Source organism: Phenylobacterium sp., assembly GCF_041913825.1.
Lineage (GTDB): Bacteria > Pseudomonadota > Alphaproteobacteria > Caulobacterales > Caulobacteraceae > Phenylobacterium.
Map to the genome: position 1 here is coordinate 1 of NZ_JAYSEO010000040.1, position 24,620 is coordinate 24,620.

The following is a 24,620-nucleotide window of genomic DNA, read 5'->3' on the forward strand; positions in this document are numbered from 1 at the left end:
TGGCGGCCGCCGCGGTCGCGGTGGCGGCTGTGGCGGCGGCGGCGGGCGCTGCGGCGCGCGCGGCCGGGCGGCTCGCCTTGGGCGCGGGCCGGCGCGGCGGACGAATCTTGGTGTAGGGCACCGGCGCGGAGGGCAGGGCCACGGTCGCGGCCGAAGGGGCCGCGGGGGGCGCCGGGTCCTGGGCGGTCGCAGCGGTGGCGGCAAGGAGCATCGCCAGGCTGGCGACGGCGGCTTGGACGGTGGACCGCTTCAAGGGCGACGCCTCGGCTCTATGTCGTGGGACTTGACCCTGGTGTAGGGCGCCAAGTGAGTCCCTGAAAGCCGGCCCGGCCGCGTCAGTTTGCAGCCGGCTCGGAGCCTCCGAAGGGGAGTAGCGGAAGCAGGGGCCGCAGGGCGCCGCCGACGTAGAGCTGGGGCTCGGAGGGCGGCTTCATGCCCTCCTTCTGCTCGCGGGCGGCCACGCACGACTGCACCTGCCGCCCCAGGCCCCAGAACTCGCGCGCCCGGGGCATGGCCTGCAGAAAGCAGTCGTCGAAGTAGGGGTACTTGTCGGCCTCGCCGCAGCCGAACGAGCTGCGGTCGCGCCGCGCGGCGGTCAGGATCATCCGGTTGGGCGCCGCCAGGGCGGGTACGAACCCGCCTGAGAAGCAGGCGGAGATCACCACGACGGTGGGCCGCTGGCCGCAGGTGTGCTCCACCATCTGTCCGAGCACGCCCGGCGGGAGCAGATCCTGGTCGACCACCACGCCCTCGGGCGCGCCGTGCGAGGTGAGATAGAGGAGGCAGCCTCCGGTCGCCTGCCGGGCGAGGTCCGACATGGCCCCGTAGATCGCCTCCACCTCGGCCTTTTGCGGCCGGTCGCGGTAGCGGTCCGGCCGGACGGAGAACTGCCGCACGTTCTCGCGGCGGAAGCCCAGGGCGCCCAGCGCCTGGACCACGTCGCGCCGGGCGTTGTCGAAGGCCTCTGTGGGGCCGCCGTCGTGGGACTGCCAGTCGCCGGCGACGACCACGGCCGCCCAGTCGGCGAAGGGGCTGGCCCCGGCCGGCGCCGCCTGGGTGAGCCAAAGGGCTCCCAGGATGGCGACCAGCCGGGCCAGCCCGCGAGTCATTTCTTGTAGTTGGCGAACGGCGTGGGCAACGCCGTTCCCGTGGCCTTGGCCAAGAGCCGTCCCTCGGGATCGAACAACTCGCCCTCGGTGAAGGCCACCTGGCGGCCCCACTTCACCACCCGGCCGACGCCGCGGATCTTTCCGGGCTGGCCGGGGCGGAAGAAGCTGGTCTTCATCTCCAGCGTGGGCGCCACGGCGGTCATGCCGGACGCCACCATGCAGGCGACGCTCATGCACTCGTCCAGCATGGCGCAGAGGTAGCCGCCCTGGATCTGGCGCATGGGGTTGAGCAGCAGCTCGGCGCGGGCCTCGAACTCCACCTCGACCGACTTCTCGACCTGGTTCACCGCCACCATGCGGAAGCCGAGGGTCTGCGAGCCGGTGGGCTGGTTCTTGGTGCGCTGGAAGCGCTGCAGGATGGCGTCGTCGGTCAGCGCCTCGGCGGCGGTCGCTTCGCTCATCCGTACGTCACTTCTTCCGGAACTGGTCGAGGGAGACGACCTTGGGGCCGCTCTCGGCCGGAGGGGCGGCGGCCTCGGCGGGCGCCGACGGCGGCGTGGCCTCGGCTTCCGGCGGAGCGGGGGGCGGCGGCTCGAACTGCAGCAGGAACTGCACCGAGGGGTCGTAGAAGCGGGTCACCGCGGCGTAGGGAATCGACAGCCGCTTGGGCTGGCCGCCGAACTGCAGGGTGACCGAGAAGAAGGTCTCGCCGGGCGCCAGGTCCCAGTACTGGTGCTGCAGGACGATGGTCATCTCGTCCGGGTATTTGCCCAACAGGTCGGGGGGGCCGGAGACCCCGGCCGCGTCGGTCTTGAAGGTGATGTAGAAGTGGTGAGCCCCGGGCAGCCCCTCGGGCGCGGCGGCCCGGCGCAAGGCGGCCTTCACGACGCCGCGCAGGGCGTCCTGGGCCAAGGCCTCGTAATGCATCAGGTCCTGGGACGGCGGGTCCTGGGCCATGGGGGCTCCGAATACTCTACGCAGGTGCGAAAGGTAGCGTCTGGCCCCAAAGGCGCAAGGCGCGCAAGCCCCGGAATCGCAAAGAAGGCGAGGGGCTTGTGGAGATGGCTGCCGGGAGCTCGGGCTGCGGTCGCTACGCGCCGGAGAAGTGGAGGGATTCTGTTGGCAGGCTCCCTCCCGGCCCCGCCTAAGGATCTGAACCCCTAGGGCTTAGGTCGGATGACTACCGGACCGCATTACGCGGCCAGGCGGACTTCCTCAGCGAAGTTATCGTTCGCATTTAGTTTAAAGACCCGAAGCGGTGGGTCAGGCCGAGAGAAAGCAACACCTTTACACGTCTGTCGATGCTGATCGGCCCCGCAGCATTCCGGCGATAACCCGGAAGGATTTTGGTGGAGCCGCCGGGAATCGCACCCGGGTCCAGTCCGCTTATTTCGTGCGCGTTTATCCCCATAGTCGGGCGAACCCGACAGGAGGGAATATAGGCGACCGCGAGCCGGAATTGAAGGGCGCAAGGGCGATCGGCCATTCACGAAGCGCGGATGGCGGGGCCGTTTCGTGAACCGCCGCGCGGGCTTCGCGGACGGATTCACGGCCGGGCCGGCTCGGCCGTAGCCTCGCACGCATCGGATTTCACGGGAGTTTTCGATGCGTAACCTGCTCCACGCGGCCCGCCCGCTGGTCAACGACCTGTCCTCCAGCCTGCTGTTCGCGGGCCTGCTCGCCGCCGGCCTCGACGCCGCCGCCGCGACGCTGATCGCCATGGCCTTCGGCCTGGCCCACGCCGGCCTGTGGCTGGTCCTGCGCCGGCCGATCGCGGCGCTGCAATGGGCGAGCCTTGTGCTGGTGCTGCTGTTCGGCGCCGCCGGCCTCTTCCTCCACGACCCCAGGTTCCTGATGGCGAAGCCGTCGCTCGTCTATCTGGTGATCGCCGCGGTGATGCTGAAGCGCGGCTGGATGCTGCGCTACATGCCGCCCGTCGCCGCCGGCCACGGCGAGGGGCTGATGATCGGGTTCGGCTACCTCTGGGCCGGGCTGATGGCGGTTTCGGCCGTCACGAACCTGGTGGTGGCGGTCTGGTTCACCGAGCACTGGCCGCTCTACAAGGCGGTGTTCCCGCTGGCCTCCAAGCTGACCCTGTTCGCGATCCAGTACGCCACCGTGCGCGCGGTGGTGAAGCCCAGGGTCATCGCGGCGATGCGGGCGCAGGCGGCGTAGGCGGCGCGGGCGCCGGGGCCGCCTCGGGCGGCGGCTCCGGCGGCGGCTCGAAGGCCGGAGCCTGGGGCCGGGTGTTGGGATCCCGCTTCAGGCTGCCCCCGTCGGCGATCAGGCCCTCGTACATCCGCCGCGCCGAGGAGAAGTCGGCGCCGCGCGGGAAGATCACGTCGAAGCGCGGCTCGTGGCCCAGGGCGGCGCGCAGAACGGGCTCTAGCGCGTCGGCGACCTGCCCGATCTCGGCGGAATCGCAGGCCCGGCGCAGCGCCACCGAGCGCCCGGGGACCACCAGGGTCAGGTCGTAGGAGGTGCCCTCGACGCAGACCGCCTCCGAGGCGCCGGCCTCCTGCACGCGCACCTCGCGCGGCGCGGCCCACATGGGATGGCCCCGCAAGGCAAGGAAGCTCGCCGCCGAGCCGTCCGGCAACTCGCGGTCGAAGCCCACGCGGCGGATGATCCCCGGCTCGCAGCAGGCGAGGCCGGCGCGCGCCTGGACGAAGGTCTCGCCATCGCGGCGCACGACGATCCGCACCACGCTCTGGCGCACGCTCTGGGAGGGGCGCACCCACAGCTCCAGGATCATCTCGCTCCCGCGCAGCACCTGCCACTGGAGCGGCGGCAGGCCCCAGAGCCGGTAGGTGGAGGCGTCCACGCCGTTGTCGATGGCGACGGTGCGCTCGCCGCGGCCCAGGCGGCGGCCGCCCAGCGGATCGGCGGCTTCGGCCGGCTTCGGCCACTTGTCGGTCCACCAGGTGTTCGGGTCGGGCGGCGGGAAGGGCCAGATCTCGGCCTCGGACGGCGGCAGGCCCTCCGGCGCCTCGGCCACTGGGACCTGGCCCTGGGGCGTGCGGCGGCCGAACTGGAACAGCTGCGCGCCCGCGGGGCTCGCCAGGGCGGCGACCAGGCCGGCGATGAGGACGGTGCGGACCACGGGCGTAGAACGCCTCCCCGCGCGACTGTTTCCCTAGAAGGCCTCGGCGCCACGCTGGATGGACAGCACCCCGGTGCGGGACACTTCCACCAGGCCCAGCGGGCGCATCAGCTCGACGAAGCTGTCGATCTTGGTCGGCGCGCCGGTCACCTCGAACACGAAGCTCTCGTGGGTGGTGTCGATGACGCGGGCGCGGAAGATGTCGGAGACGCGCAGGGCCTCCACGCGCTCGGGGCCGGTCCCGCGCACCTTCACCAGCGCCAGCTCGCGCTCCAGGCCGTTGGGGTCGCGGGTGATGTCCTGCACGTGGCGGGTGGAGACCATCTTCTCGAGCTGGGCCTCGATCTGGGCCAGCACGTGCGGCGTGCCGCGGGTGACGATGGTGACCCGGGAGGTGTGCGCCTTCCGGTCGGTCTCGGCGACCGTCAGGCTCTCGATGTTGTAGCCGCGGGCGGCGAACAGGCCGACGAGCCGGTGCAGCACGCCCGGCTCGTTGTCCACCAGCACCGCGAAGGTGGCGAGGCTTTCCGGCTCCTCGTCGTGGGCGAGGTCGTAGACGGAGGCGGGCTGGGCGTCGGACATGGCGGGCATCCTCTTCGCCGCAGGAGGTGTCACAGGAGCGCGCGCCCCGCAACCGCGGCGTTGCCCCGAAGCCACAGGCCGGGTCCGCCTGCGTCGTGGCGTTAACCTTGGCCTTGCGCCCCGCCGGGAGCCGTGGGACACGGCGCCCCCTCGAAGACGAGAGTTCGCCGAATGTCGATGCGCAACACACAGACCGGGAAGGACCGCGCCAGCGGATCCGCCGGCGTGCGCCTCGCTCCACGGCCAGGCGCCCGCACCGCCCTCACAGCCTAGACCGCGCGAGCCGCTCCCACCGAGGAGGCGCCTCGCGCCTTCCTTCGGGAGCCCAAGATGTTCATCCGCACCAGCGGCCTGGTCCCGGCGACGGCGTCGGGCGGGCCGTCGTCCCTGCTGAAGCTGGTGGCCGGCGAGTTCGCCGCCGCCGTCGACCGGCTGTGGCCGGCGCCGCACACCCCGTTCCTGACCGCCCCGGCGGCGCGCCGCCACCTGGCCTGCGTGGCCCTGGCGATCGGCCGCGACCTGGCGGGCCGCGCCGAGGCCCTGCTGGCCGAGCGCCTGCGCCGGCTGATCCCGGCGCTGGTGCCGGAGGCGCCGGCCGGGCTCGAGCGCGCGCTCGGGCGCCTGGGCGAGGTGGCCTGGCCGGCGGACGACTACCGGCGGCTGCTGCGGCTGCTGGAGGCGCCGCGCGCCACCAAGGTCCTGCGCCACGCCGAGGCGATCCCGCCGGAGCTGGTCCGCCGGCTCGACCGGCTGCCGCCGGCCATGGCCGAGGCCGTGGGGCTTGCCTTCGAGCTGCACGAGGACGGGGTGGCGGCGGTCCGCGAGGCCTACGACGCCCTGCGCAGCCGGGAAGGCCTGGCCGTCGCCGAGCGGGCGGCGGAGCGCTGGGCCCGCACCGGCTCGGCCCGGGCGCTGTTCGAGGCGGTCCGCGACGACCTCTGCCCCGAGCCGGCCGCCCCGCCGCACTCGGGCACGCGGCGGCTGCGGCCGTTGGCCACCAAGCGGGACCTGCGGGACGCGGCGCGCCGCTACCGCAACTGCCTGGCCGACCGGATGCCCTACGCCGCCACCGGCTGGTCGGCCTTCTACGAGTGGGAGGGCCCGCCCGGCGCGGTGGTCGAGCTCGCCCGCGATCCGCTGTTCGGCTGGCGGCTCGAGGAGGTGCGGACGCTCGGCAACGGCTTGGTCGCCGAACCGTACCGGGACGCCCTGGTGGACGAGCTGGCGCTGATGGGCGTGCACGTGGGCCGCGCCGGCTGGGAGCTCGACCGGGCGCTGCGGCCCGACGTCGGCCACGGCTGGCGCCTGCGGCCAGCCGATGCGGCCCGCAGCGACGCGTTCGGCGGCGACTGACCAGCCCCGCTTGCCAAGAGGACATCGGCCGCCAACATGCGGCCGATGTCCTCGCTGCGCGTGCCCCAGAGCCTGAACCCGCGTCCCGGCCTCGACACGGGCGAGACGGTGCTGCGCTACGAACTGCTGGAGGAGCAGGCCTACGCCCTGGGCCGGTCCAGCCGCAGGATGGAGGCGGCGCTGGCGGCGCTGCGGGATCATCCCGGCGGCGAGGACCGTGCGGAGGCCCTCAGGACCGCGGCCGACGCGGTGTGGTGCTTCCTCGTGCAGCGCGAGGTCATGGGCCTGCGCGACCGCGCGGCCGTGGTCGCGCAGTACGGCATCCCGCGCGAGGTGCTGAACCGGATCGGGGCGAGCTGACCGGCCGCCGCTCACTTCCCCGCGAGCTGCGCCCACGGACGAAGAACGGTGGTATCGTCGGCGATCATCCACAGGGGTAAGGCCATGTCCCCACTTCGGATGCCGCAAGGCCTGAGCGAGCCACAGCACGTGGACTCCGGCGATGCGGTCCTCAAGTTCCAGCTCCTCGAAGGACTCGACGGCTCGGTGAGCCGCTGCGAGCGCGCGCTGCAGGCCGCGCTCGCCGAACTCGCGCGCCATGGTGAGGCCGAGGACCCGAAGCTTCGAAGCCGGCTGCTCGATGTGGCGGCCGACGCCGCCTGGCGGCTGATCGTCCAGCACGAGGCCTGCGACGTCTGCGACCACGAGGAGCTCATCCGGCGCTACGCCGTCCCGCCCGAGGTGCTGGCGCGGATCGGCGCCCGCCACTGACGCCGGTCAGGCGACTTGGTGGGTGACCGCCGGGGCGGCGGCGCTCTCCATCCACCACAGGCAGTCGCGGGCCGCGCCGGGGGTGTCGTCGGGCAGGATCATCAGGCGGCCGTCCGGCGCGGGCAGGGGCGGCAGGCCGGGCGCCTGGGCGATCCGCTCATGGCCGAGGCGCCGGCCGCGGTAGGCCCAGGACTCGAAGCGCATCGCCACGCCCGAGCCGCCGCCGTTGGGCAGCGGCAGGGTCAGGCTCTCGGCGATCCAGCAGACGTTGACCTCATCCATCAGGTCCGGTCCCGTGCCCGTCAGGCGGACCTCGCCGGTCTCGAAGGCGCCCAGCAGCAGCGGCGCATGGGCCCAGTAGGCGTACTTGTCCGGGTTGGCCGGCATCCCCGGCACGGCGGTGTCCACCGCCGCCAGCGTCACCAGCCGCTTGAACGTGTGGCCGCCTTCCACCGCGCCATGGTCCTGCATGAACCACACGCGCGACATGCCCTGGCCCTTGCGCGTCCAGATCTCCAGCTCGGAGCGGTCGCGCAGGTAGCCCATGCGCCCGGGCTCGCCGAACGGATGCTGCAGGTATTCGTAGGCGTTGCGGAAGTAGCAGTAGCTCCCCGTCGTCATATTCGTCCCCATCGAATATCCGCGTGCGCGAACGCACGCGCCGAAGCACGCTTCACAGACCACGGACTGTCGCGATCTTTTCGGGAGGGCTCCCCAGCACCCCCTAGCTAATGAGTAGGCTGCTTCGTTTTGTCGCCGTGTGACTCAGGTCACGCACGCAATCCGCGCGTCGAGCACACGCACGAGTTCAGCGGGGGAGAGGCGGGCCTGCAGCCCGCGCTGGCCGGCGTTGACGAAGGCTTCCGGCAGGGCGGCGGCGGCCTCGTCCACCACGGTGGGGACGCGGCGCTTCTGGCCAAACGGGCTGACGCCGCCGACCCGGTAGCCGGTCAGCCGCTCGGCGTCGGCCGGCTTCATCATCTCGGCGGACTTGGCGCCCAGCGCCGCGGCCAGGCGCTTCATGGAGACCTCGCGGTCGGACGCCAGCACCACGCAGGCGGGCTTGCCGTCGGCCTTTACCATCAGGGTCTTCAGCACCTCGCCGGGCGCCACGCCCAGGGCCTCGGCCGCCTGCAGCCCCACACGCTCGGCGTTCGGGTCATAGGCGTAGGCGGCGAGCGTGTAGACCACGCCCGCCTTGTCGAGGGCCAGGGTGGCCGGCGTCGTCCGGCTCACACCAGCCGCTTCCCGGCGTCGTCGATGATCGAGCCGAGATCGCGCGCTTCCTCAGCCATGATCATCTCGTTGTGCGCCTTGCCGGACGGGATCATCGGGAAGCAGTTCTCTTCCTTGGTCACCCGGCAGTCGAACAGCACCGGTTTGTCGACGCTGATCATCTGGCGGATGGCGTCGTCCAACTCGTCCGGCCGCTCGGCGCGGATGCCCACGCCGCCGTAGGCCTCGGCCAGCTTCACGAAGTCGGGCAGCGAGGCCGAGTAGGAGTGCGAGTAGCGCTCGCCGTGCAGCAGTTGCTGCCACTGGCGGACCATGCCCATCCACTCGTTGTTCAGGATGAAGATCTTGATCGGCAGGCCGTACTGCACTGCCGTGGACATCTCCTGCATCGTCATCTGCACGCTGGCGTCGCCGGCGATGTCGATGACGAGGCTGTCGGGGTGGGCCATCTGCACGCCGAGCGCCGCGGGCAGACCGTAACCCATGGTGCCCAGCCCGCCGGAGGTCATCCAGCGGTTCGGCTCCTCGAAGCGGTAGAACTGGGCGGCCCACATCTGGTGCTGGCCGACCTCGGTGGTGATGTAGGTGTCGCGGTCGCGGGTCAGCTCCCACAGGCGCTGGATGGCGTACTGCGGCTTGATCAGCTTGTCGTCCTGCCGGAAGCGGAAGCAGTCGCGGGCGCGCCAGCCGTCCACCTGCTTCCACCAGTCGGCCAGCGCGGCCTTGTCGGTCTTCAGGTTGCGCTGCTTCCAGACCGCGATCAGGTCCTCGAGCACCGAAGCCGCGTCGCCGACGATGCCCACGTCGGCGCGCACGTTCTTGCCGATCGAGCTGGCGTCGATGTCGATGTGGATCTTCCGCGAGGTCGGTGCGAAGGCGTCGAGCCGGCCGGTCACCCGGTCGTCGAAGCGCGCGCCGATGGCCACCATCACGTCGCAGTCGTGCATGGCGTTGTTGGCTTCGAAGGAGCCGTGCATGCCGACCATGCCCAGCCACTTCGGATCCGAGGCCGGGAAGGCGCCCAGGCCCATCAGGGTCGAAGTGACGGGCGCGCCGGTCAGCTCGGCGAACTCACGCAGCAAGGCCGAGGCCCGTGGGCCGGCGTTGATGACGCCGCCGCCGGTGTAGAGGATCGGCCGGCGCGCGCTGGCGATCATCGCCGCGGCCTCGGCGATGCGGGCGGCGTCGCCCTTCACGCGCGGGGCGTAGTTGTGGCTGTGCTTCACCTCCCTGGGGCCCTGGTAGGCGGCCTTGGAGAACTGCACGTCCTTGGGGATGTCGATGACCACGGGGCCGGGCCGCCCCGAGGTGGCGATGTGGAAGGCCTCGTGGATGATCCGCGGCAGGTCGGCGACGTCCTTCACCAGGTAATTGTGCTTGGTGCAGGGGCGGGTGATGCCGATGGTGTCGCATTCCTGGAAGGCGTCGGTGCCGATCAGGTGGGTGGCCACCTGGCCGGTGATGACCACCATCGGAATGGAGTCCATCAGGGCGTCGACGATGCCGGTGATGGCGTTGGTGGCGCCGGGGCCGGAGGTCACGAGGACGACGCCCGGCTTGCCGGTGGAGCGGGCGTAGCCTTCCGCCGCGTGGGTCGCGCCCTGCTCGTGGCGGACCAGCACGTGGGTCAGGCGCGGCTCGTTGAACAGCGCGTCGTAGATCGGCAGCACGGCGCCGCCCGGATAGCCGAACAGCACCTCCACGCCCTGGTCCACGAGGGCGCGGACGACGATCTCGGCGCCGGAGAGCGTGTCTTGCTGAGCTTCGATGGTCTGGTGGGCGGTCATGGCGGCAAGCCTTCGGGGCGTTTGGGCAATAAAAAAGGCCCGCGGGGGGCCTGGTTACGAGCGACCGGTCGGTCCTGACGCGTCGTCAGTCCGTCTACGGCCGCCCTACGAGTACAAGAATGGTGCGCACGTGCGTTCTTCCAAAAGGAGGATCAGGGGTGTCGCATGCTCCTAGGAGCCCGTCAAGCGTGGCTCTAGCGCAAGAAACTGCCTCCACTGGTCCTCAGGCGCCTCGGCGTCGAGCCTGGGCCAGCCGGCCATCTGGCCGCGCATCCAGGTGGTCTGGCGCTTGGCGTAGCGGCGGGTCTCCATCTGGGCCCGCGCGACGGCTTCCGCGAGGCTGGTCTCGCCGCGCAGGAAGGCGGCGAACTCCCGCACCCCAACCGCCTTCATGGCCGGCAGGTCGGCATCGAGCTTGCGGGCGAGGAGGGCGGCCACCTCGTCCACGGCGCCCTCGCGGACCATGGCCTCCAGCCGCGCGTCGCAGCGCGCGTAGAGCGCCTCGCGCGGCGGCTCGAGCGCAAGCGCCCGCCAGGCGCCCGCCGGCAGGGCGGGATCGCCCGTGCGCTGCCAGTCGGTGAGCGGAACGCCCGTGGCGGCATAGACCTCCCAGGCGCGGCAAAGCCGCTGGCGGTCGCCCGGCGCGATGCGGATCGCGGCGGCGGGGTCATGGGCCCCCAGCCGCCCACGGAAGGCGCTCTCGCCCATCAGGTCGAAGTCGGCGGCGGCCTGGGCGCGCACCTCGGCCGGCACCTGCGGGATCTCGGCCAGGCCCTGGGTCAGGGCGCGGAAGTAGAGGCCGGTGCCGCCGACCACCACGGCGTCGCGGCCCTGGGCGCGGATCTCCATCAGGACGTCGGTGGCGGCCCGCAGCCAGCGGCCCACGGACCAGCCGTCGGCAGGATCCACCGTCCCGAACAGGTGATGCGGCGCGCGGGCCTGCTCCTCCGGCGACGGCGCGGCCGTCAGCACGCGGAGGCCGGCGTAGAGCTGCATGGAGTCGGCGTTGACCACCTCCGCGTCGGTCGCCTCGGCCAGGCGCAGGGCGAGCGCCGACTTGCCGCTTGCCGTGGGCCCGGCGATCAGCCAGATGCGGGGCTCCATGCAGATCGCCTTCACCTACGTCGTGCCGCCCACCGCGGGCGCGTTTACGCCCAATCTGAAAGCGCTGGCGAAGGCAAGCGTGATCGACAACCGCATCCTGGCGGACAGCGAGACCTTCGCCGAGGAGTTCGTCCTGGAGACCGCCGACGCCGACGCCTTCCGGGCCGAGGTGGCGCAGGACTTCGAGGGCGCCCCGGTGGACTGGTGCGTGCAGCCGGCCGAGGGCCGCCGCAAGCGCCTGCTCGTCGCCGACATGGACTCGACCATCATCAACGTCGAGTGCCTGGACGAGCTGGCCGACTACGCCGGGCTGAAGGCGGAGATCGCGGAGATCACCGAGCGGGCCATGCGGGGCGAGCTGGAGTTCGAGGGCGCGCTCCGGGAGCGGGTCGGCAAGCTGAAGGGCCTCGCGACCACGGCGCTGCAGCAGGCCTACGACGAGCGGGTGCGGCTGAACCCGGGCGCGCGGACCCTGGTCAGGACCATGGCCGCCAACGGCGCGCGCTGCGTCCTGGTCTCCGGCGGCTTCACCTTCTTCACCAGCCGGGTGGCGGAGGCGGCGGGCTTCCACGCCAACCGCGCCAACACCCTGAACGAGGCCGACGGCCGGCTCTCCGGGACGGTGGGCGAGCCGATCCTCGGCCGCGAGGCGAAGCTCGCCGCGCTGCGGGAGGAGGCTGCCGGGCTCGGCGTCGATCTGGCCGCGACGCTGGCGATCGGCGACGGGGCCAACGATCTCGCGATGATCAAGGCCTCGGGTCTGGGCGTCGCCTATCGCGCCAAGCCGGTCGTCGCCGCCGAGGCCCACTGCAAGGTCGACCACGCCGACCTCACCGCCGTGCTCTACTTCCAGGGCTACGCAGCCGACGCGTTGGTGACGGACTGAGCCGATGATCCTGCCGCGCCCGGTCAAGGCGGTCGTCTTCGACATGGACGGCCTGCTGGTGGACACCGAGTCCGTCGTCTTCGAGGCGATGAAGGCCACGGCCCGGCGCTCCAGCCTGGACATGCCGTTCGAGGTGTTCATGCGCATGGTCGGCCTGCCGCACGTGCAGAGCGATCAGATCGTCCGCGAGCACTTCGGCGAGGGCTTCGACCTGGAGCTCTGGCGCCAGGGGGTGCGGGAGCACTTCTACGAGTTCGCCCAGGCCGGCGTCATGCTGAAGGCGGGCGTCGCCGAACTGCTGGACGAGCTGGACGCGCGCGAGATGCCGCGGGCGGTGGCCACCTCGTCGAACCGTGAGAGCGTCGAGCACAGCCTGGGCCAGCACGGCCTGCTGGGGCGCTTCCACGCCTTCGTCACGCGCGACGTGGTGGTGAACTTCAAGCCCCATCCCGAGCCGTTCCTGAAGGCGGCCGAGGCCCTGGGCGTCGCGCCCGAGGACTGCCTGGCCCTCGAGGACAGCCACAACGGCGTGCGCGCCGCCGCCTCGGCCGGAATGATGACGGTGATGGTGCCCGACCTGCTGCAGCCCACCGACGAGATGCAGTCGCTCTGCGTGCGCATCGCCCACGACCTGCACGAGGTTCGCGAGCTGCTGCAGGCGCAGGGCTAGCGTACGAGCTCGGCCAGCCCGCCGCGGGCGCGCAGCACGGCGTAGAGCCGGCTGACCCGGGGCTCGCCCAGCTCCGTGACGGCGCGTTCGACGGCCTTGCGTCGGCAGCGCCAGGCGTCCGTCCGCGCCCTCGGGAACAGCGGGCTCTCCACATGGGCGCAGAGCTCCCGCGCCGCGACCGCGATCCGCCGGAGCATGATCCGCGCCCCTCCGTCGGTGTCGAGATCGAGATCGGCGTGGGGGACCTGCGCCGAGACGATCCTCGGCGGCTCGGCCCCAGCCGGGGCGGCGACGATGAGCGGGACGGCGACGAGCAACCAACGCAGCATGGCGGGCTCTCCCAGACTACATATGTAATCCAAGAGCAGATTACGTATGTAATCTGCGCCGTCAACCGCTCAGCGCAGGTCGATCCAGTAGCGGCGGCCGCGGGCGCCTTCGACCCACGGGTGGGGGATGGTGTCGGCGTGCAGGCCGCCGTTCTTCTCGATGACCCGCTGCGAGGCGGGATTGTCCTCGGCCACGGTGAGCATCACGCGCTCCAGCGGCAGGTTCTCGCGGCACCAGCCGAGCGTCTCCGCCAGCATCCCGGTCGCCAGCCCGCGGCGGCGGGCGGACGGCCGGACGGCGTAGCCGATGTGGCCGCCCCACTGCTCGAGCACCGCGTTCAGGCGGTGGCGCACGCTGATCGAGCCCAGGAAGGCGTCGCCTTCGACGGCCCAGAAGTGGGTCTCCGGCACGCGCTCGCCCAGCGAGCCGTCCGGCAGGACGATGGTGGTCGGCGGGTTGAGGAGCTGGCGGACGAAGGCCTCCGGCTCGGCCGCGATCTGCGCGATGGTCTGGGGCGTCTCGGCGCGGAGGTTGTCGCGGCTGTAGCCCTCGCGCATGGCCTCCACGAAGGAGGCCATGCAGGCGGCGTCCGGCCGGATCAGGCGCGCAGCGGCGGGCAGGCTCACCGCCGCCCGCCCGACGGCCCCTGTTCGAAGTAGCGGAAGAAGGCGCTGTCCGGGGAGAGCACCATGGTGGTGTCGCCCTGGCCGAGGCTCGCCTCATAGGCCTGCATCGAGCGGTAGAAGGCGGCGAAGCCCGGGTCCTTGCCGAAGGCCTGGCCAAGGATCCGCGTGCGCTGGGCGTCGCCCTCGCCTCGGGTGGTTTCGCCGAGCTCCTGGGCTTGAGCCAGGGTTATGGTGACCTCGCGGTCGGCGGCGGCCATCAGCTCGCGCTTCTGCTGCTCGCCGACGGCGCGGATGCGGGCCGCTTCCTGCTGCCGGTCGGTCTGCATGCGGCGGTAGACGGCTTCCTCGTTGGTCTGCGGGAAGTCGGCGCGCCGGATGCGCACGTCGATCACCTCGATGCCGAGGCGCGAGGACTGGGCGCGCTGGGCCACGTCGCGGCGGGTGAGCTGCATCAACTGGCCACGGCGGCCGGCGATGATCTCCTGCTGGGTCGCAGAGCCCAGGACCTGTCGGAGCGAGGAGTTCACCAGCCGCTCGATGCGGTCCTCGGCGGTCCGCTCGTCGCGCAGGGTGCGGTAGAAGCTCAGCGGGTCGGCGATGCGGTAGCGGACGAAGGCGTCGACCACTAGGCGCTGCCGGTCGGCCGTCAGGATCTCTTCCTGCTGGCTCTCGAGCGCGATGTTGCGTCGGTCGAACTTGATGACGTTCTCGAGGAACGGCGCCTTGGCGTTTAGGCCCGCGCCGTCGGTGCCGGGCGCGTTGACCACGCGCACGGGCTCGCCGAAGCGGACGACGATCGCCTGCTCGCGCTGATCCACCACAAACAGGGTGTTGGCCAGGACGACGAGGGCCACGACCAGCAGGACGACATAGAGGGTGAAGCGGCTGCGGATCATTGGGCGGACCTCACGCCGGGCTGGACCTCGACGGCGGGCGGCTCGGGCGCGGCCATCACCTGGCCGGCCTGGGACTGGCCGCGGGGCCTGAAGACGTCCGGCGGCAGGATGATCGGGGCCGACGCGCCCTGGCTGTCGACGATCACCTTGTTGGAGCGGGCGAGCACGCGCTGCATGGTCTCGATGTAGAGCCGGTCGCGGGTCACGCCGGGAGCCCGGCGATACTCGGTGTAGATGGAGTTGAAGCGGGCGGCGTCGCCGAGCGCCTCGCGCACGGCCTGCTCGCGGTAGCCCTGGGCGGACTGGACGATACGGGCGGCGTCGCCTCGGGCCTCATTGACCACGCGGTTGGCGTAGGTGCGGGCCTCGTTAACGGCCGAGGCCTGGTCCTGCTCGGCGCTGTTCACGTCGCGGAACGCGGCGATGGCCTGCTGCGGCGGGTTGGCGCTGCGGATCTGGACTTCCACCACGCGGACGCCGGCGCCCCACTGGTCGAGGGTGCGCTGCATCAGCTCGGCGGTCTGGGTCTGCACCTGGCCGCGCTGGCGGGTGAGCACGTCGTCCAGCAGCATCCTGCCCACGACCTCGCGCATGGCGCTCTCGGCCACGGCCTTCACGGAGGATTCCGGATCGCGCAGGCGGAAGACGAACTGGTCGGCGTCGGCCACGCGCCAGGTCACGCTGAAGTCCAGGTCGACGATGTTCTCGTCGCCGGTGACCATCAGGCTCTCCTGGGGCACGTCGCTCTCGCCGACGCCGCCCACGTCGACGCGCTGCAGGCTGGTCACCGGCACCTTCACCACCCGCTCGATGGGGAAGGGCAGGTGATAGCGCAGGCCCGGCGTCTCGTTGCGGGTATAGGCGCCGAAAGTGGTCACCACCGCTTCTTCGTTGGGCTGGACCACATAGAGGCCCGAAAGCGCCCAGAGCGCGAAGGCGCCGCCGGCCACGGCGGCGATCGCGCCCGGACGGACGCCGCCGCCGGGGCCGCCGAACCAGCGGCCGAACCGGCGCTGGAGCTGCTCGAAGCTCTGGTTGAGGTCGGGACCGCCGGGGCGCTGCGGCCCGCGCGGTCCGCCGCCCTGAGGCCGCCGCGGCGGGGTCTCTCGGCGGTCGTTGTCGTCACCCGGCGAGCCCCACGGCCCGGGGTTGGCGTTGTCGTTCCAGGGCATCAGCCAGGTCGCGTCTTGGTCAAGGTTGTTGTTTTCGTGTCCAGGCGCGGCCGTGTCGGGCAAGCCCCCATGGGCTTGTAAACCGGCGCAGTCAGCCGGATATGAGACCCCTTCCCCACCAAAGCAAGACAAAGGGCGTCATGAACGAGCGGGCCGGCCCGGACAGGGCCGTCATCCTGGAAGCGCTGGACGCTGTCCGCGACCCCAAAACCGGCCGTGGGCTGACCGCCGCCGGACTGGTGCGGGGCCTGGTGATCCGCGCCGACCGGGCGGCCTTCATGCTCGAGGTGGCGCCCGCCGACATCGGGCTCTACGCCCCGGTGCGCGAGGCCGCCGAGCGGGCGCTGGCCGCCGTGCCGGGCGTGGCGACGGCTCAGGTGGTGCTGACCGCCGAGGGGCCGCCCGCGCCCGAGCTGCGCACCGCGCCCCGCCGCCGCGCCCAGGTGGCGGAGGACCCGCAGGCCCGGCTCGGCCACATGCCCGAGGCCGAGCGGCCGGCGCACGTGCGCAAGGTCATCGCAGTGGCCAGCGGCAAGGGCGGGGTCGGCAAGTCCACGGTCTCGGTGAACCTCGCCGTGGCGCTGGCGGGGCTCGGCCATCGGGTCGGCCTGCTCGACGCCGACATCTACGGCCCGTCCGCGCCGCAGATGATGGGCATCCAGGACGAGCCCACTTTCGACGCCGAGAAGCGGCTGAACCCGCTGGAGGCCTATGGCGTCCAGGTGATGTCCATCGGCTTCATCGTGGAGGACGGGGCGGCGAACATCTGGCGCGGGCCCATGGCGTCGTCGGCGCTGCGCACCCTGATGGGCTCCAAGTGGGGCTCGGCGGCCGAGCCGCTGGACGTGCTGGTCGTCGACCTGCCGCCGGGCACCGGCGACATCCAGCTCACCCTGGTGCAACGCCTGAAGCTCGACGGGGTGGTGATCGTCTCCACGCCCCAGGAGATCGCCCTGATCGACGCCCGGCGCGCGGCCGCCATGTTCTCCAAGACCGGGACGCCGGTGCTTGGCGTGGTGGAGAACATGGCCTTCTTCCCGGATCCCACGACCGGCGCCCGCATCCCGATCTTCGGCGAGGGCGGGGCGAAGGCCGAGGCGGAGCGCCTGGGTGTGCCGCTGCTGGCCGAGGTGCCGATCGACATCGCCCTGCGCCAGGGCGGCGACGAGGGCCGGCCGCTGGTGGCCACCCAGCCGCAGAGCCCCGCCGCCCAGGCCTTCTTCAGGATGGCCGAGCGGCTGGCGAGCTAGACGACGGCGCCGGCCGCGGCGCCTCGCGCTCCTCGCCGGTCAGGCTGACGACGGCGGCCGAGGCGTCGAAAGCGGCGTCGCGGGCGTCCAACTCCCGGCGGACCTCGGCGGCCCGTTCGGCGGACAGCCGGTAGCCGATCAGGCAGGCGGCGCCGAGCATCACGAAGACCACCGGCCCCACGACGAAGCACAGCATCAGGGCGTGGATCGCCTCGGCCGTGTTGCGCTGGCCGAGCTGCGGGTCGTAGCCCATTTGCGACAGCACGCCGAAGGTCAGGAAGATCGACAGGCCCGCGGCGATCTTCGAGGTCAGGGTGGTCATGGCGTAGAGCAGGCCGCTGCGCTCCTTGCCCTGCTTCAGGCGCATCTCGTCGGCGACGTCGGCGGTCATGGCGCGGGTGAGCACGTTGAAGCCGGCGGCCATGAAGCCGGTGAAGAACAGGGTCGGCAGCGAGGCCGCCAAATTGCCCTTCGGCAGGAAGGGCAGGGTGACCAGCAGGAGCGAGTAGCAGACCGCGGTCAGCATCACCGTCCGGTGCTTGCTGATCCGGGTCGCCAGCCAGGCGAGGCACGGGGCGCCCACGACGCCCGACAGCACATAGACGGCCAGGAGGATGTTCGCCTGGCCGGAGGTGAACTGCATGTAGTCGCGGCTGTAGAGGATGTAGAGCGCCGCCATCCAGCCCGGCCCGAGGGAGACCATCAGGTCCACCAGCAGGATCCGCCGCATGGAGTGGTCGGTGACGATCTCCACGTAGTCGCGCAGCCGGAAGCGGTGGCCCGCCGTCTCCCGGGCCAGGGTCTCCGGCGTGCGCCAGACGACGATCGCCACGGCCACGGGCGCGAGGAAGATCAGGTACCAGACCATGGCCCGCACGCCCTGGGCCTCGCCGTAGCCCAGCCGCTCCATGACGATGGGGATCAGCAGGACGCTCACCGCGCCCAGCACGCCGACGGCGGCCATGACGCCGAACAGCCGGGCGCGGTCCTCATAGGACTTGGCGAGCGTGGCGGCCCAGGCCTGGTGCGACAGCATCAGGATCGAGACGCCCAGGTACATGACCAGCAGCCAGGTGATCAGGTAGGCGCTGCCGACCCCGCGGCCGGCGGTCAGCAGCATGTAGAGCCCCAGCATCATGAAGGGGGCGCCGATCAGGGTCCAAAGCCGGTAGCGGCCGAAGCGGCTGCGGGTGCGGTCCATGCCCAGCCCCAGCGCCACCTCGATGGGCACGTCGATCAGCCGGACGGTGCCGAAGGCCGCGGCGACCACGGCCAGCGGCACGCCGATGTTGGCGGCGAAGTAGGCCGGAAGGTGCACCGCGACGGCGATGGCGAGCGCCTGCAGGGGCAGGCTGGTCGCCGCGAAGGCGAGGGCGGCGGTGAGCGGGAGCCGGCCCGCTCTCGCTGGCGCGGCTGCCGCGGTCACGACGGCCGGTTCGCCGGGGCCAGGTCCTCGCCGGTCAGCGACTCGAGGCTGGCGGCGGGATCGAGCAGGGTGTCCCGCTCCTCGAGCTTGCGCCGGATCTCGGCGTGCCGCTCGGCGCTGAGCTTGTAGCCGATGAAGCAGGCGCCGGCCGCCATGACGAAGACGATCGGACCGACGATGTAGGCGATCTCCAGCCCGCGGATCGCCTCGGGCGTGTTCACCGAGCCGGCCTGGGCCACGTAGCCGACGGCGGCCAGGACGTTGAAGGTCAGGAAGATGGCCCCGGCCGTGGCTAGCTTCGAGGTGGCGGTGATGCCGGCGTACATCAGGCCCATCCACTCGCGCCCGCTGTCGAGGCGCAGCTCGTCGGCGATGTCGGCGCAGATCGCGCGGATCATCACCGTGAAGCCGGCGGCCATGGCGCCCACCAGGAACATGATCGGCGCGAAGGCGAGGAAGTTGCCGGCCGGCAGCAGCGGCACGACGATCAGGCCCAGCGAATAGATGCTGGTGTTGACCATCAGCGCCCGGTGCTTGCTCAGCCGGTTGGCGAGCCAGGCGGCCAGCGGCGCGCCGGCGAAGCCGGCGACCACATAGATCAGCAGGAGCAGGTTGGCGGCGGCCGTGTCGAAGCCGCGGCTGTCCTTGAAGTAGAAGAGGTAGAGGGCGGCCATCCAGCCGGGCCCGAGCGTCACCAGCAGGTCCGCGGCGAGCAGGCGGATGACGTTGCCCCGGCTGAAGAGGGCCGCGTAGTCCTTCAGCCCGAAGTGGGTGCTGTGGTCGGGAGCGATGCGCTCGGGCGAGCCCAGGACCACGAGCAGGCAGGTGACGCCGGCGCTGGCGATGATGAACCAGATCATCGCCTGGACGCCCTCGGCGTCGCTGGCGCCGGCCTGGGTCATGACCACGGGGATCAGCAGGACGGCGATGGCGCCGATCACGCCCAGGCCGGTGATCGCCCCGAACACCCTCGATCGCTCTGTGTAGGTTGCGGCCAGGCGGCCCGCCCAGGCCAGGTGCGAGAGGTAGATGCCGGAGTAGCCGACGTACATCACCAGCAGCCAGGTCCCGAGGTAGATCGCCCCGACGCCCTCCGGCGAGATCAGCAGCATGTAGAAGCCGAGCATCAGCACCGGGGCGCCCAGCGCCATCCAGACGCGGTAGCGGCCGAAACGGGTGCGGGTCCGGTCCATGGCCAGACCCATCAGCGCGTCCACCGGAATGTCGATGAACCGCACGAGGGCGAACACCGTGCCGACCAGGGCCAAGGAGAGGCCGAGCTCGGCGGCGAAGTAGCGGGGCAGGTGGACCGTGGCCGCCAGAACCAGGGCGCCGACCGGGATGCTCGCGCTGGCGAAGGTCATCACGGCCGGGAGGGAAAGTGCGCCGTCCGGCGCGGCCTTGTTGCCCTGAGCCACCGACATATGCTCCTCCGACCTACGCCTCTCACCGGACGCTGGTCGTCAGGTTACGCGCGTTCACCTGCCCTTCGGCAAGAGGTTTCCGATTACAAATGCGAAACGGGCGGCCCGCTGGGCCGCCCGTCGAAGTTGTACCGGGTTTTCGGAAGGCGGCTCAGCCGCCCTGCATCTTGCGGAAGAACTTCTGGGTCTGCTCGCCGCCGTTGACGTAGGCCTTGGCGCCGGTCTCGTCGGCGATCTTCGCCCAGTTGTCGCGCACGCCTTCCACGCTGGCCTCGTGGCCGAGGTAGACGCCCTCGGTCTCCACGATCCGCGACAGGGCGAAGGCACCCGCGCCCGCCGTCAGGATGGCGCCCGTCGGGGCCTCGTCCGAGCACAGGAAGACCACGCCGGGGGTGACGTACTCGGGCTTGAGCTGCTCGAGGATCGCCGGCGGCATCAGGTTCTCGGTCATCCGGGTCGCGGCCACCGGGCTGATGGCGTTGACGTGGATATTGTTCTTCTGGCCCTCGAGCTTCAGCGTGTTCATGAAGCCGATCAGGCCGAGCTTGGCCGCGCCGTAGTTGGACTGGCCGAAGTTGCCGTAGAGGCCCGACGACGAGGTCGTCACGACGATCCGGCCGTAGTTCTGCTCGCGCATGATCTCCCAGACCGCCTTTGCCGGCTTGACCGTGCCGAACAGGTGGACGTCGACGACCACCTGGAAGTCGCCGATCTCCATCTTGGCGAAGGTCTTGTCCCGCAGGATGCCGGCGTTGGCGACCAGGATGTCGATCCGGCCCCAGGCGTCCATCGCGTCCTTCACCATGCGCTGCACGCCGGCGTCGTCGGTGACCGACGAGCCGTTGGCGATGGCCTCGCCGCCGAAGGCCTTGATCTCCTCGACCACCGCGTTGGCCGCGTCCGAGCCGCCGCCGGAGCCGTCCACCGAGCCGCCCAGATCGTTGACCACCACCTTCGCGCCGCGCCGGGCGAGCTCCAGGGCGTGCTGGCGCCCGAGCCCGCCGCCCGCGCCGGTGACGATGGCCACTTTGCCGTCGAAGCGGATGTCCGCCATGGAGATGTCCTCTCAGAACAGGTGTTCGAAATCGGCGGCGTTGTGCGGTGCGGCGCCAGCGGCGTCAAGTTGACGCGGCGGCGGCCCGAACGCGAAGAGGGCGCCCGCCGCGGCTCGACGACGCGGCGGACGCCCTCTTATCCGCCGCATGCGCGGCGGTGCGCCGCCGGAGCCGCCTGGGCGCGGCGCCGGCGGCTCGCGGTCAGCCTGCCGGGGTCGGAGGCAGGCCGGCCTGCTTCTGGTCCATGAACTTCACCAGCACCCGCTGGCCGATGAGGAAGGGGGCGCCGTCGGCGGCGACCACCACCTCGACCACGCGGTCGTCGGTGCGCTCGGTGGGATCGTCCGACTGCAGCTTGCGGGCGCCGAAGACGGCGGCGCGGCGCAGGACGCGGCCGGGGTAGGTGCGGGTGGGGTCGGCCTCGGGCGACATCTGCACCGTCTGGCCAATGGCCACGTAGGGCAGGGCGCCCTCGGCGATCTCGGCGCGGACGATGCGGCCCGACTGCGGCTCGAGGTCGAACATGTTGGACACGTTCAGGGTCGAGGCGCCGGCGCCGGGATTGGCGTAGCGGCGCACGATGCGGCCGTCCGCCGGGGCGCGGATGATCGACAGCTCCTGGTCGTAGCGGGCCTCGGCCGAGCGGGCCTCGGCGGTGGCGATCAGCGCCCGCTGGGCGGCGATCCGCGCGTTGGCCTCGCGCACCGCGTCGCGGGCCTGGTCGAGGCGCTGGGCGGCGACGAAATTGGAAGGCGCCAGGCCCTGCAGGCGGCGCTCCTCGCGCTGGGCCGAAGAGAGCTGGACCTCCAGCAGCGCCAGCGCCGCGCGGGCCTGGTCGACCTCGGCCCGGGCGCGCTCGGCGGCCAGGCGAGGCTCGTCGTCCTCCAGTCGGGCGAGGACCTGGCCGCGGGTGACCATGTCGCCCTCCTGGACCAGCACGTCGCGGACCACGCCGGCCCGGCGGGCGGCCACCTGGATGATCCCGCCCTCCACGTCGGCCTTGCCGTTGGCGACCGCGGCGTAGGGCGTCTTCTCCTTGGCCTTGGCGGCGTCGGCCTTGGCGGCCTCGGCCTTCTTCGCCTGGGCCTGGCTGTTGAAGTAGAGGCCGGCGCCGCCGCCCAGGACGACGAGGACGGCGACGATCCAGACGATGCGGTGGCGGAGGAAGGCGAACATCTCTGCGGGTCCTCAGGCTTGGACGAGTTCGGGTTTGGGTTGGGCGGGCATGGGCGCGGCGTGGGCCGTGCGCCGGTCGGAAAGGATCCGGCCGTCCTCCAGGTGGATGATCCGGTCGGCGTAGGCCTCGAGGCGCGGGTCGTGGGTCACGCAGATCACCGCGGCGCCGTGCTGCTTGGCCGCGCGCTGCAGCAGCTTGATGACGATCTGGCCGTTCTCGCCGTCCAGCGCGCTGGTGGGCTCGTCGGCGAACAGCAGGCGCGGGTCCTTGGCGAGCGCCCGGGCGATGGCCACGCGCTGCTTCTCGCCGCCGGAGAGCTCGGACGGGCGCATGTTCATGCGCAGCTCCAGCCCCACCTCGGTGAGCGCGTCGGCGGCCTTTCGGCGGGCCTCGCCGGGGGCGTAGCCCTGGTACTTGAGGATGATCTCCACCTGCTGGCGGGCGGTGAGCGCCGGGAACAGGTTGAAGCCCTGGAAGATGAAGCCACAGTGGTCGAGGCGGAATCGGTCGCGCCGGCCGCCGCCGAGCTTCCAGATGTCCTGGCTGAGCGCCGTAACCTTGCCCTCGTCCGGCTTCAGCAGGCCGGACAGGGTGGCCACCAGGGTCGACTTGCCGGATCCCGACGGGCCCATGACCATGGTGACGTCGCCGTGCAGGGCGTCGAAGTCCACGCGCTTGAGGACCTCGATGTGGGTGCGGCCGGTCTTGAACCGCTTGTAGAGGCCGTGGGCGGCGATGGCGCGTTCGGATGAGCTCATCTCAGGAGGTCCGCAGGCTGGCTCTTCTTGAGGATGCCGAGGGCGAGCAGGCCCGAGGCGACGGCGATGACGAGCAGCAGGACGGCGACGCCCACCACCCAGGGAACCGGGAAGCCCATCGGCAGGCCGCCGTTGGTCGCCAGCAGGTAGACCCCGAAGGTCAGCGCGGCGGTGGCCAGCAGGCCGGCCACGCCGACCCAGAAAGACAGCTCCATGACGATCAGGCTGAGCGAGCCCATGGAGACGCCGAGCGCCCGCAGGCTGGCGAACTCCTTGATCGAGGAGAGGATGGCGCCGCGTAGGGTTTGGGAGGTGATCCCGACGCCGATCAGGAAGCCCAGGAAAACCGAGAAGCCGAGGAAGATGCCGATGATCTGCTCCTTCATCAGCGCGCCCTGGTTGGCTTCGGCGAGCTCGGTGCGGGTCCAGGCCCGGTAGGCGCCGTTGGCGCGGGCGTTGAGCTCGTCGCGCACCGCCACGGCCCGGGCGGGGTCCTTCACCCGGATCATCAGCGGGCCGGTCTTGCCGTTCTTGGTCAGCATGCCGAGCAGCCGCATGGTGTCGCGCGACATGGTCACGCTGGCGCTGTTGATGTCGGGATAGCCGGTGAGGACCGCCCGCACGTAGACGGTCTTGCCGTTGATCGAGGCGGAGTCACCGAGCTTCACGCCCAGCCGCTTGAGCTGGCTCTCGTCGATGGCGACCGAATAGGGCTCCAGCAGCGCGCGGCGCGTCGCCTCGCTGAAGTCGACCGGCAGGTTCACCGCGCCGGGGCGGGTGTCCACCATGTTGATGTTGACGTAGGTGGTGACCGCCTTCTTGCCGTCCTCCGGGTGGTTGACCCACCGGCCGCCGTCGCCGTCCCAGCTCGCCACCTCGACGACCTCGGGATGCAGGTACATCTGCGGCTGCAGCCGGCCGGGCAGGGAGCCGCCGCCGGAGTTGATCAGGCTCTCCATCTTCGGCGGCAGGACGAGAATGTCGGCCCGGCTGCGGTCGATGGTGGCGGTGGCGCCCTTCACGATGCCGGTGAACATCCCGACCTGGGCGAGGATCAGCAGGCCGGAGAAGGCCAGGGCGACCATGGCGGCCGTGTAGCGGCGCCATTCGTACAGCAGCGTGGCCAGCGCCAGCGACATGGACCCCCTCCTCGTCCGCACCGCCGGGACGGGGCGCGTTCGAGGATAAGGAGGCGGCCGGCGGCGCCGGCGGATGCAACCGGGACGATTAAACCTTCGTAATGCGAAGCGGGCCGGGGCGGCCCCCGGCCCGATCCCTAGGCGGCGATGTCCAGCGCCTCGGTCTGCGGCAGGGCCCCGTCGAGGTCGAGGACGGTGATGATCCCGTCCGCTCCCGTGACCACGCCGCTGACGAAGCCCGCGTAGTCGGACCCCAGTTCCGGCGCCGGCTTCATCTCCCCGTCCAGCAGGGTGATGATATCGCAGACGGCGTCGACCAGCAGGCCGATCGCCCGGCCGCCGAGGTCTGCCACGACCACTACGGAGGAGGCGTCCGGGCGGATCTTGTGGAGGCCGAGCAGGCCGGCCAGGTCGACCACCGGCAGGACGGCGCCGCGCAGGTTGATCATGCCCAGCACGTAGTCCGGCGCGTGCGGCAGCGGCGTGGAGACGGTCCAGCCGCGGATCTCGCGGACGGCCATGATGTCGAGCGCGAAGAGTTGCTCGCCGATGCGGACCGAGATCAGCTCGGCCGGCGCGGCGGCGGTGGCGGCGAAGCCTTGCATCAGAACTCCTCCCAGTTGTCGGTTTGCAGCTTCAGGGCCGCGCCGCCGGCGCTCGCGCGGCGCAGGTTGGCCACCTGGCGCGCCGGCATCCGGCTCACGTTGCGCGCCGGCTCGGCGCGCTTGGCCGGCGCGGCCTTGGCGGCGACGCCGTCGACCTTGAA

At 71.6% G+C, this 24,620-nt stretch carries 27 protein-coding genes, 1 other RNA gene and 1 pseudogene; 7 read left to right on the forward strand and 22 right to left on the reverse strand.

Features of this window, described 5'->3' with window-relative positions; translation table 11 throughout:
• From ACE3Q8_RS22130 to ssrA, 5 genes and pseudogenes are all read right to left on the reverse strand, one after another.
• Positions 1–253: pseudogene (locus ACE3Q8_RS22130) on the reverse strand (serine hydrolase); the annotation flags it as partial.
• A gap of 82 nt (positions 254–335) precedes the next feature.
• Positions 336–1,109: a C13 family peptidase gene (locus ACE3Q8_RS22135; RefSeq protein ID WP_374472952.1), complete on the reverse strand. Its 774-nt coding sequence runs from the start codon at positions 1,107–1,109 to the stop codon at positions 336–338.
• Positions 1,106–1,570 carry a PaaI family thioesterase gene (locus ACE3Q8_RS22140; protein ID WP_374472954.1) on the reverse strand — a complete coding sequence of 155 codons (465 nt, stop codon included), beginning with the start codon at positions 1,568–1,570 and terminating at the stop codon, positions 1,106–1,108. Before ACE3Q8_RS22140 ends, ACE3Q8_RS22135 begins: the two co-directional genes overlap by 4 nt.
• A gap of 7 nt (positions 1,571–1,577) precedes the next feature.
• Positions 1,578–2,066, reverse strand: coding sequence for an SspB family protein (locus ACE3Q8_RS22145; protein ID WP_374472955.1), 489 nt, complete (start codon positions 2,064–2,066; stop codon positions 1,578–1,580).
• Between the two features lie 147 nt (positions 2,067–2,213).
• Positions 2,214–2,577, reverse strand: a transfer-messenger RNA (tmRNA) gene (gene ssrA / locus ACE3Q8_RS22150).
• Between the two features lie 137 nt (positions 2,578–2,714).
• On the opposite strand from ssrA, the gene ACE3Q8_RS22155 reads away from it, so the two are divergent.
• Positions 2,715–3,284, forward strand: coding sequence for a septation protein IspZ (locus tag ACE3Q8_RS22155; protein ID WP_374472957.1), 570 nt, complete (start codon positions 2,715–2,717; stop codon positions 3,282–3,284).
• Here the strand turns inward: ACE3Q8_RS22155 and ACE3Q8_RS22160 are convergent.
• Positions 3,253–4,212, reverse strand: a complete 960-nt coding sequence (locus ACE3Q8_RS22160; protein WP_374472958.1) for a hypothetical protein — start codon at positions 4,210–4,212, stop codon at positions 3,253–3,255. The two genes, ACE3Q8_RS22155 and ACE3Q8_RS22160, sit on opposite strands and share 32 nt — an antisense overlap.
• A 33-nt stretch (positions 4,213–4,245) precedes the next feature.
• Complete coding sequence (gene ilvN, locus ACE3Q8_RS22165; protein WP_374472960.1) at positions 4,246–4,794, reverse strand: acetolactate synthase small subunit; 549 nt, start codon at positions 4,792–4,794, stop codon at positions 4,246–4,248.
• A gap of 330 nt (positions 4,795–5,124) precedes the next feature.
• Here ilvN and ACE3Q8_RS22170 point away from each other — a divergent pair, with 330 nt between their 5' ends.
• From ACE3Q8_RS22170 to ACE3Q8_RS22180, 3 genes are all read left to right on the forward strand, one after another.
• Entirely contained in the window at positions 5,125–6,147 is a 1,023-nt protein-coding gene (locus tag ACE3Q8_RS22170) for a hypothetical protein (RefSeq protein WP_374472961.1), read from the forward strand.
• 36 nt (positions 6,148–6,183) lie between these two features.
• Positions 6,184–6,507, forward strand: coding sequence for a DUF6665 family protein (locus ACE3Q8_RS22175; protein WP_374472963.1), 324 nt, complete (start codon positions 6,184–6,186; stop codon positions 6,505–6,507).
• 84 nt (positions 6,508–6,591) lie between these two features.
• Complete coding sequence (locus ACE3Q8_RS22180) at positions 6,592–6,918, forward strand: DUF6665 family protein (protein WP_374472965.1); 327 nt, start codon at positions 6,592–6,594, stop codon at positions 6,916–6,918.
• Between the two features lie 6 nt (positions 6,919–6,924).
• Here ACE3Q8_RS22180 and ACE3Q8_RS22185 read toward each other — a convergent pair whose 3' ends face one another.
• The 4 genes from ACE3Q8_RS22185 to miaA form a co-directional block, all read right to left on the reverse strand.
• Positions 6,925–7,539 (reverse strand): hypothetical protein, encoded by a 615-nt coding sequence (locus ACE3Q8_RS22185; protein ID WP_374472966.1) that lies wholly within the window; start codon positions 7,537–7,539, stop codon positions 6,925–6,927.
• A 144-nt stretch (positions 7,540–7,683) separates the two neighbouring features.
• The gene (gene ybaK / locus ACE3Q8_RS22190; RefSeq protein ID WP_374472968.1) at positions 7,684–8,154 is read right to left on the reverse strand and encodes a Cys-tRNA(Pro) deacylase; all 471 of its coding nucleotides are present in this window, start codon (positions 8,152–8,154) and stop codon (positions 7,684–7,686) included.
• On the reverse strand, positions 8,151–9,941 hold the full coding sequence (locus tag ACE3Q8_RS22195) for an acetolactate synthase 3 large subunit (protein ID WP_374472970.1): 1,791 nt from the start codon (positions 9,939–9,941) through the stop codon (positions 8,151–8,153). The genes ybaK and ACE3Q8_RS22195 overlap by 4 nt, the downstream gene beginning before the upstream one ends.
• Before the next feature lie 171 nt (positions 9,942–10,112).
• Complete coding sequence (miaA, locus tag ACE3Q8_RS22200) at positions 10,113–11,045, reverse strand: tRNA (adenosine(37)-N6)-dimethylallyltransferase MiaA (RefSeq protein WP_374472972.1); 933 nt, start codon at positions 11,043–11,045, stop codon at positions 10,113–10,115.
• Between miaA and serB the strand changes: the two genes are divergently transcribed.
• Complete coding sequence (gene serB / locus ACE3Q8_RS22205; RefSeq protein WP_374472974.1) at positions 11,044–11,931, forward strand: phosphoserine phosphatase SerB; 888 nt, start codon at positions 11,044–11,046, stop codon at positions 11,929–11,931. The two genes, miaA and serB, sit on opposite strands and share 2 nt — an antisense overlap.
• Positions 11,932–11,935: 4 nt before the next feature.
• Positions 11,936–12,601: an HAD family hydrolase gene (locus ACE3Q8_RS22210; RefSeq protein WP_374472976.1), complete on the forward strand. Its 666-nt coding sequence runs from the start codon at positions 11,936–11,938 to the stop codon at positions 12,599–12,601.
• On the opposite strand, the gene ACE3Q8_RS22215 is transcribed toward ACE3Q8_RS22210, so the two are convergent.
• The 4 genes from ACE3Q8_RS22215 to hflK form a co-directional block, all read right to left on the reverse strand.
• Complete coding sequence (locus ACE3Q8_RS22215) at positions 12,598–12,930, reverse strand: UrcA family protein (protein ID WP_374472978.1); 333 nt, start codon at positions 12,928–12,930, stop codon at positions 12,598–12,600. The genes ACE3Q8_RS22210 and ACE3Q8_RS22215 overlap by 4 nt on opposite strands.
• Before the next feature lie 69 nt (positions 12,931–12,999).
• A complete protein-coding gene (locus ACE3Q8_RS22220; protein WP_374472980.1) occupies positions 13,000–13,557 on the reverse strand; it encodes a GNAT family N-acetyltransferase in 558 nt (185 codons plus the stop codon).
• Positions 13,554–14,453 carry a protease modulator HflC gene (hflC, locus tag ACE3Q8_RS22225; protein WP_374472982.1) on the reverse strand — a complete coding sequence of 300 codons (900 nt, stop codon included), beginning with the start codon at positions 14,451–14,453 and terminating at the stop codon, positions 13,554–13,556. The genes ACE3Q8_RS22220 and hflC overlap by 4 nt, the downstream gene beginning before the upstream one ends.
• Complete coding sequence (hflK, locus tag ACE3Q8_RS22230; RefSeq protein WP_374472984.1) at positions 14,450–15,625, reverse strand: FtsH protease activity modulator HflK; 1,176 nt, start codon at positions 15,623–15,625, stop codon at positions 14,450–14,452. Before hflK ends, hflC begins: the two co-directional genes overlap by 4 nt.
• Positions 15,626–15,765: 140 nt before the next feature.
• Here hflK and ACE3Q8_RS22235 point away from each other — a divergent pair, with 140 nt between their 5' ends.
• Complete coding sequence (locus tag ACE3Q8_RS22235) at positions 15,766–16,875, forward strand: P-loop NTPase (RefSeq protein ID WP_374472986.1); 1,110 nt, start codon at positions 15,766–15,768, stop codon at positions 16,873–16,875.
• On the opposite strand, the gene ACE3Q8_RS22240 is transcribed toward ACE3Q8_RS22235, so the two are convergent.
• From ACE3Q8_RS22240 to ACE3Q8_RS22270, 7 genes are all read right to left on the reverse strand, one after another.
• Complete coding sequence (locus ACE3Q8_RS22240) at positions 16,847–18,301, reverse strand: MFS transporter (protein WP_374472988.1); 1,455 nt, start codon at positions 18,299–18,301, stop codon at positions 16,847–16,849. The genes ACE3Q8_RS22235 and ACE3Q8_RS22240 overlap by 29 nt on opposite strands.
• Positions 18,298–19,725 (reverse strand): MFS transporter, encoded by a 1,428-nt coding sequence (locus ACE3Q8_RS22245; RefSeq protein WP_374472990.1) that lies wholly within the window; start codon positions 19,723–19,725, stop codon positions 18,298–18,300. The genes ACE3Q8_RS22240 and ACE3Q8_RS22245 overlap by 4 nt, the downstream gene beginning before the upstream one ends.
• A gap of 151 nt (positions 19,726–19,876) precedes the next feature.
• Positions 19,877–20,779 (reverse strand): SDR family NAD(P)-dependent oxidoreductase, encoded by a 903-nt coding sequence (locus ACE3Q8_RS22250; RefSeq protein ID WP_374472992.1) that lies wholly within the window; start codon positions 20,777–20,779, stop codon positions 19,877–19,879.
• A gap of 202 nt (positions 20,780–20,981) precedes the next feature.
• On the reverse strand, positions 20,982–21,956 hold the full coding sequence (locus ACE3Q8_RS22255; RefSeq protein WP_374472994.1) for an HlyD family secretion protein: 975 nt from the start codon (positions 21,954–21,956) through the stop codon (positions 20,982–20,984).
• Between the two features lie 12 nt (positions 21,957–21,968).
• Positions 21,969–22,715, reverse strand: coding sequence for an ABC transporter ATP-binding protein (locus tag ACE3Q8_RS22260; protein WP_374472996.1), 747 nt, complete (start codon positions 22,713–22,715; stop codon positions 21,969–21,971).
• The gene (locus ACE3Q8_RS22265; RefSeq protein ID WP_374472997.1) at positions 22,712–23,854 is read right to left on the reverse strand and encodes an ABC transporter permease; all 1,143 of its coding nucleotides are present in this window, start codon (positions 23,852–23,854) and stop codon (positions 22,712–22,714) included. The genes ACE3Q8_RS22260 and ACE3Q8_RS22265 overlap by 4 nt, the downstream gene beginning before the upstream one ends.
• A gap of 137 nt (positions 23,855–23,991) precedes the next feature.
• A complete protein-coding gene (locus ACE3Q8_RS22270) occupies positions 23,992–24,459 on the reverse strand; it encodes a chemotaxis protein CheW (protein ID WP_374472999.1) in 468 nt (155 codons plus the stop codon).
• Positions 24,460–24,620 lie beyond the last annotated feature (161 nt).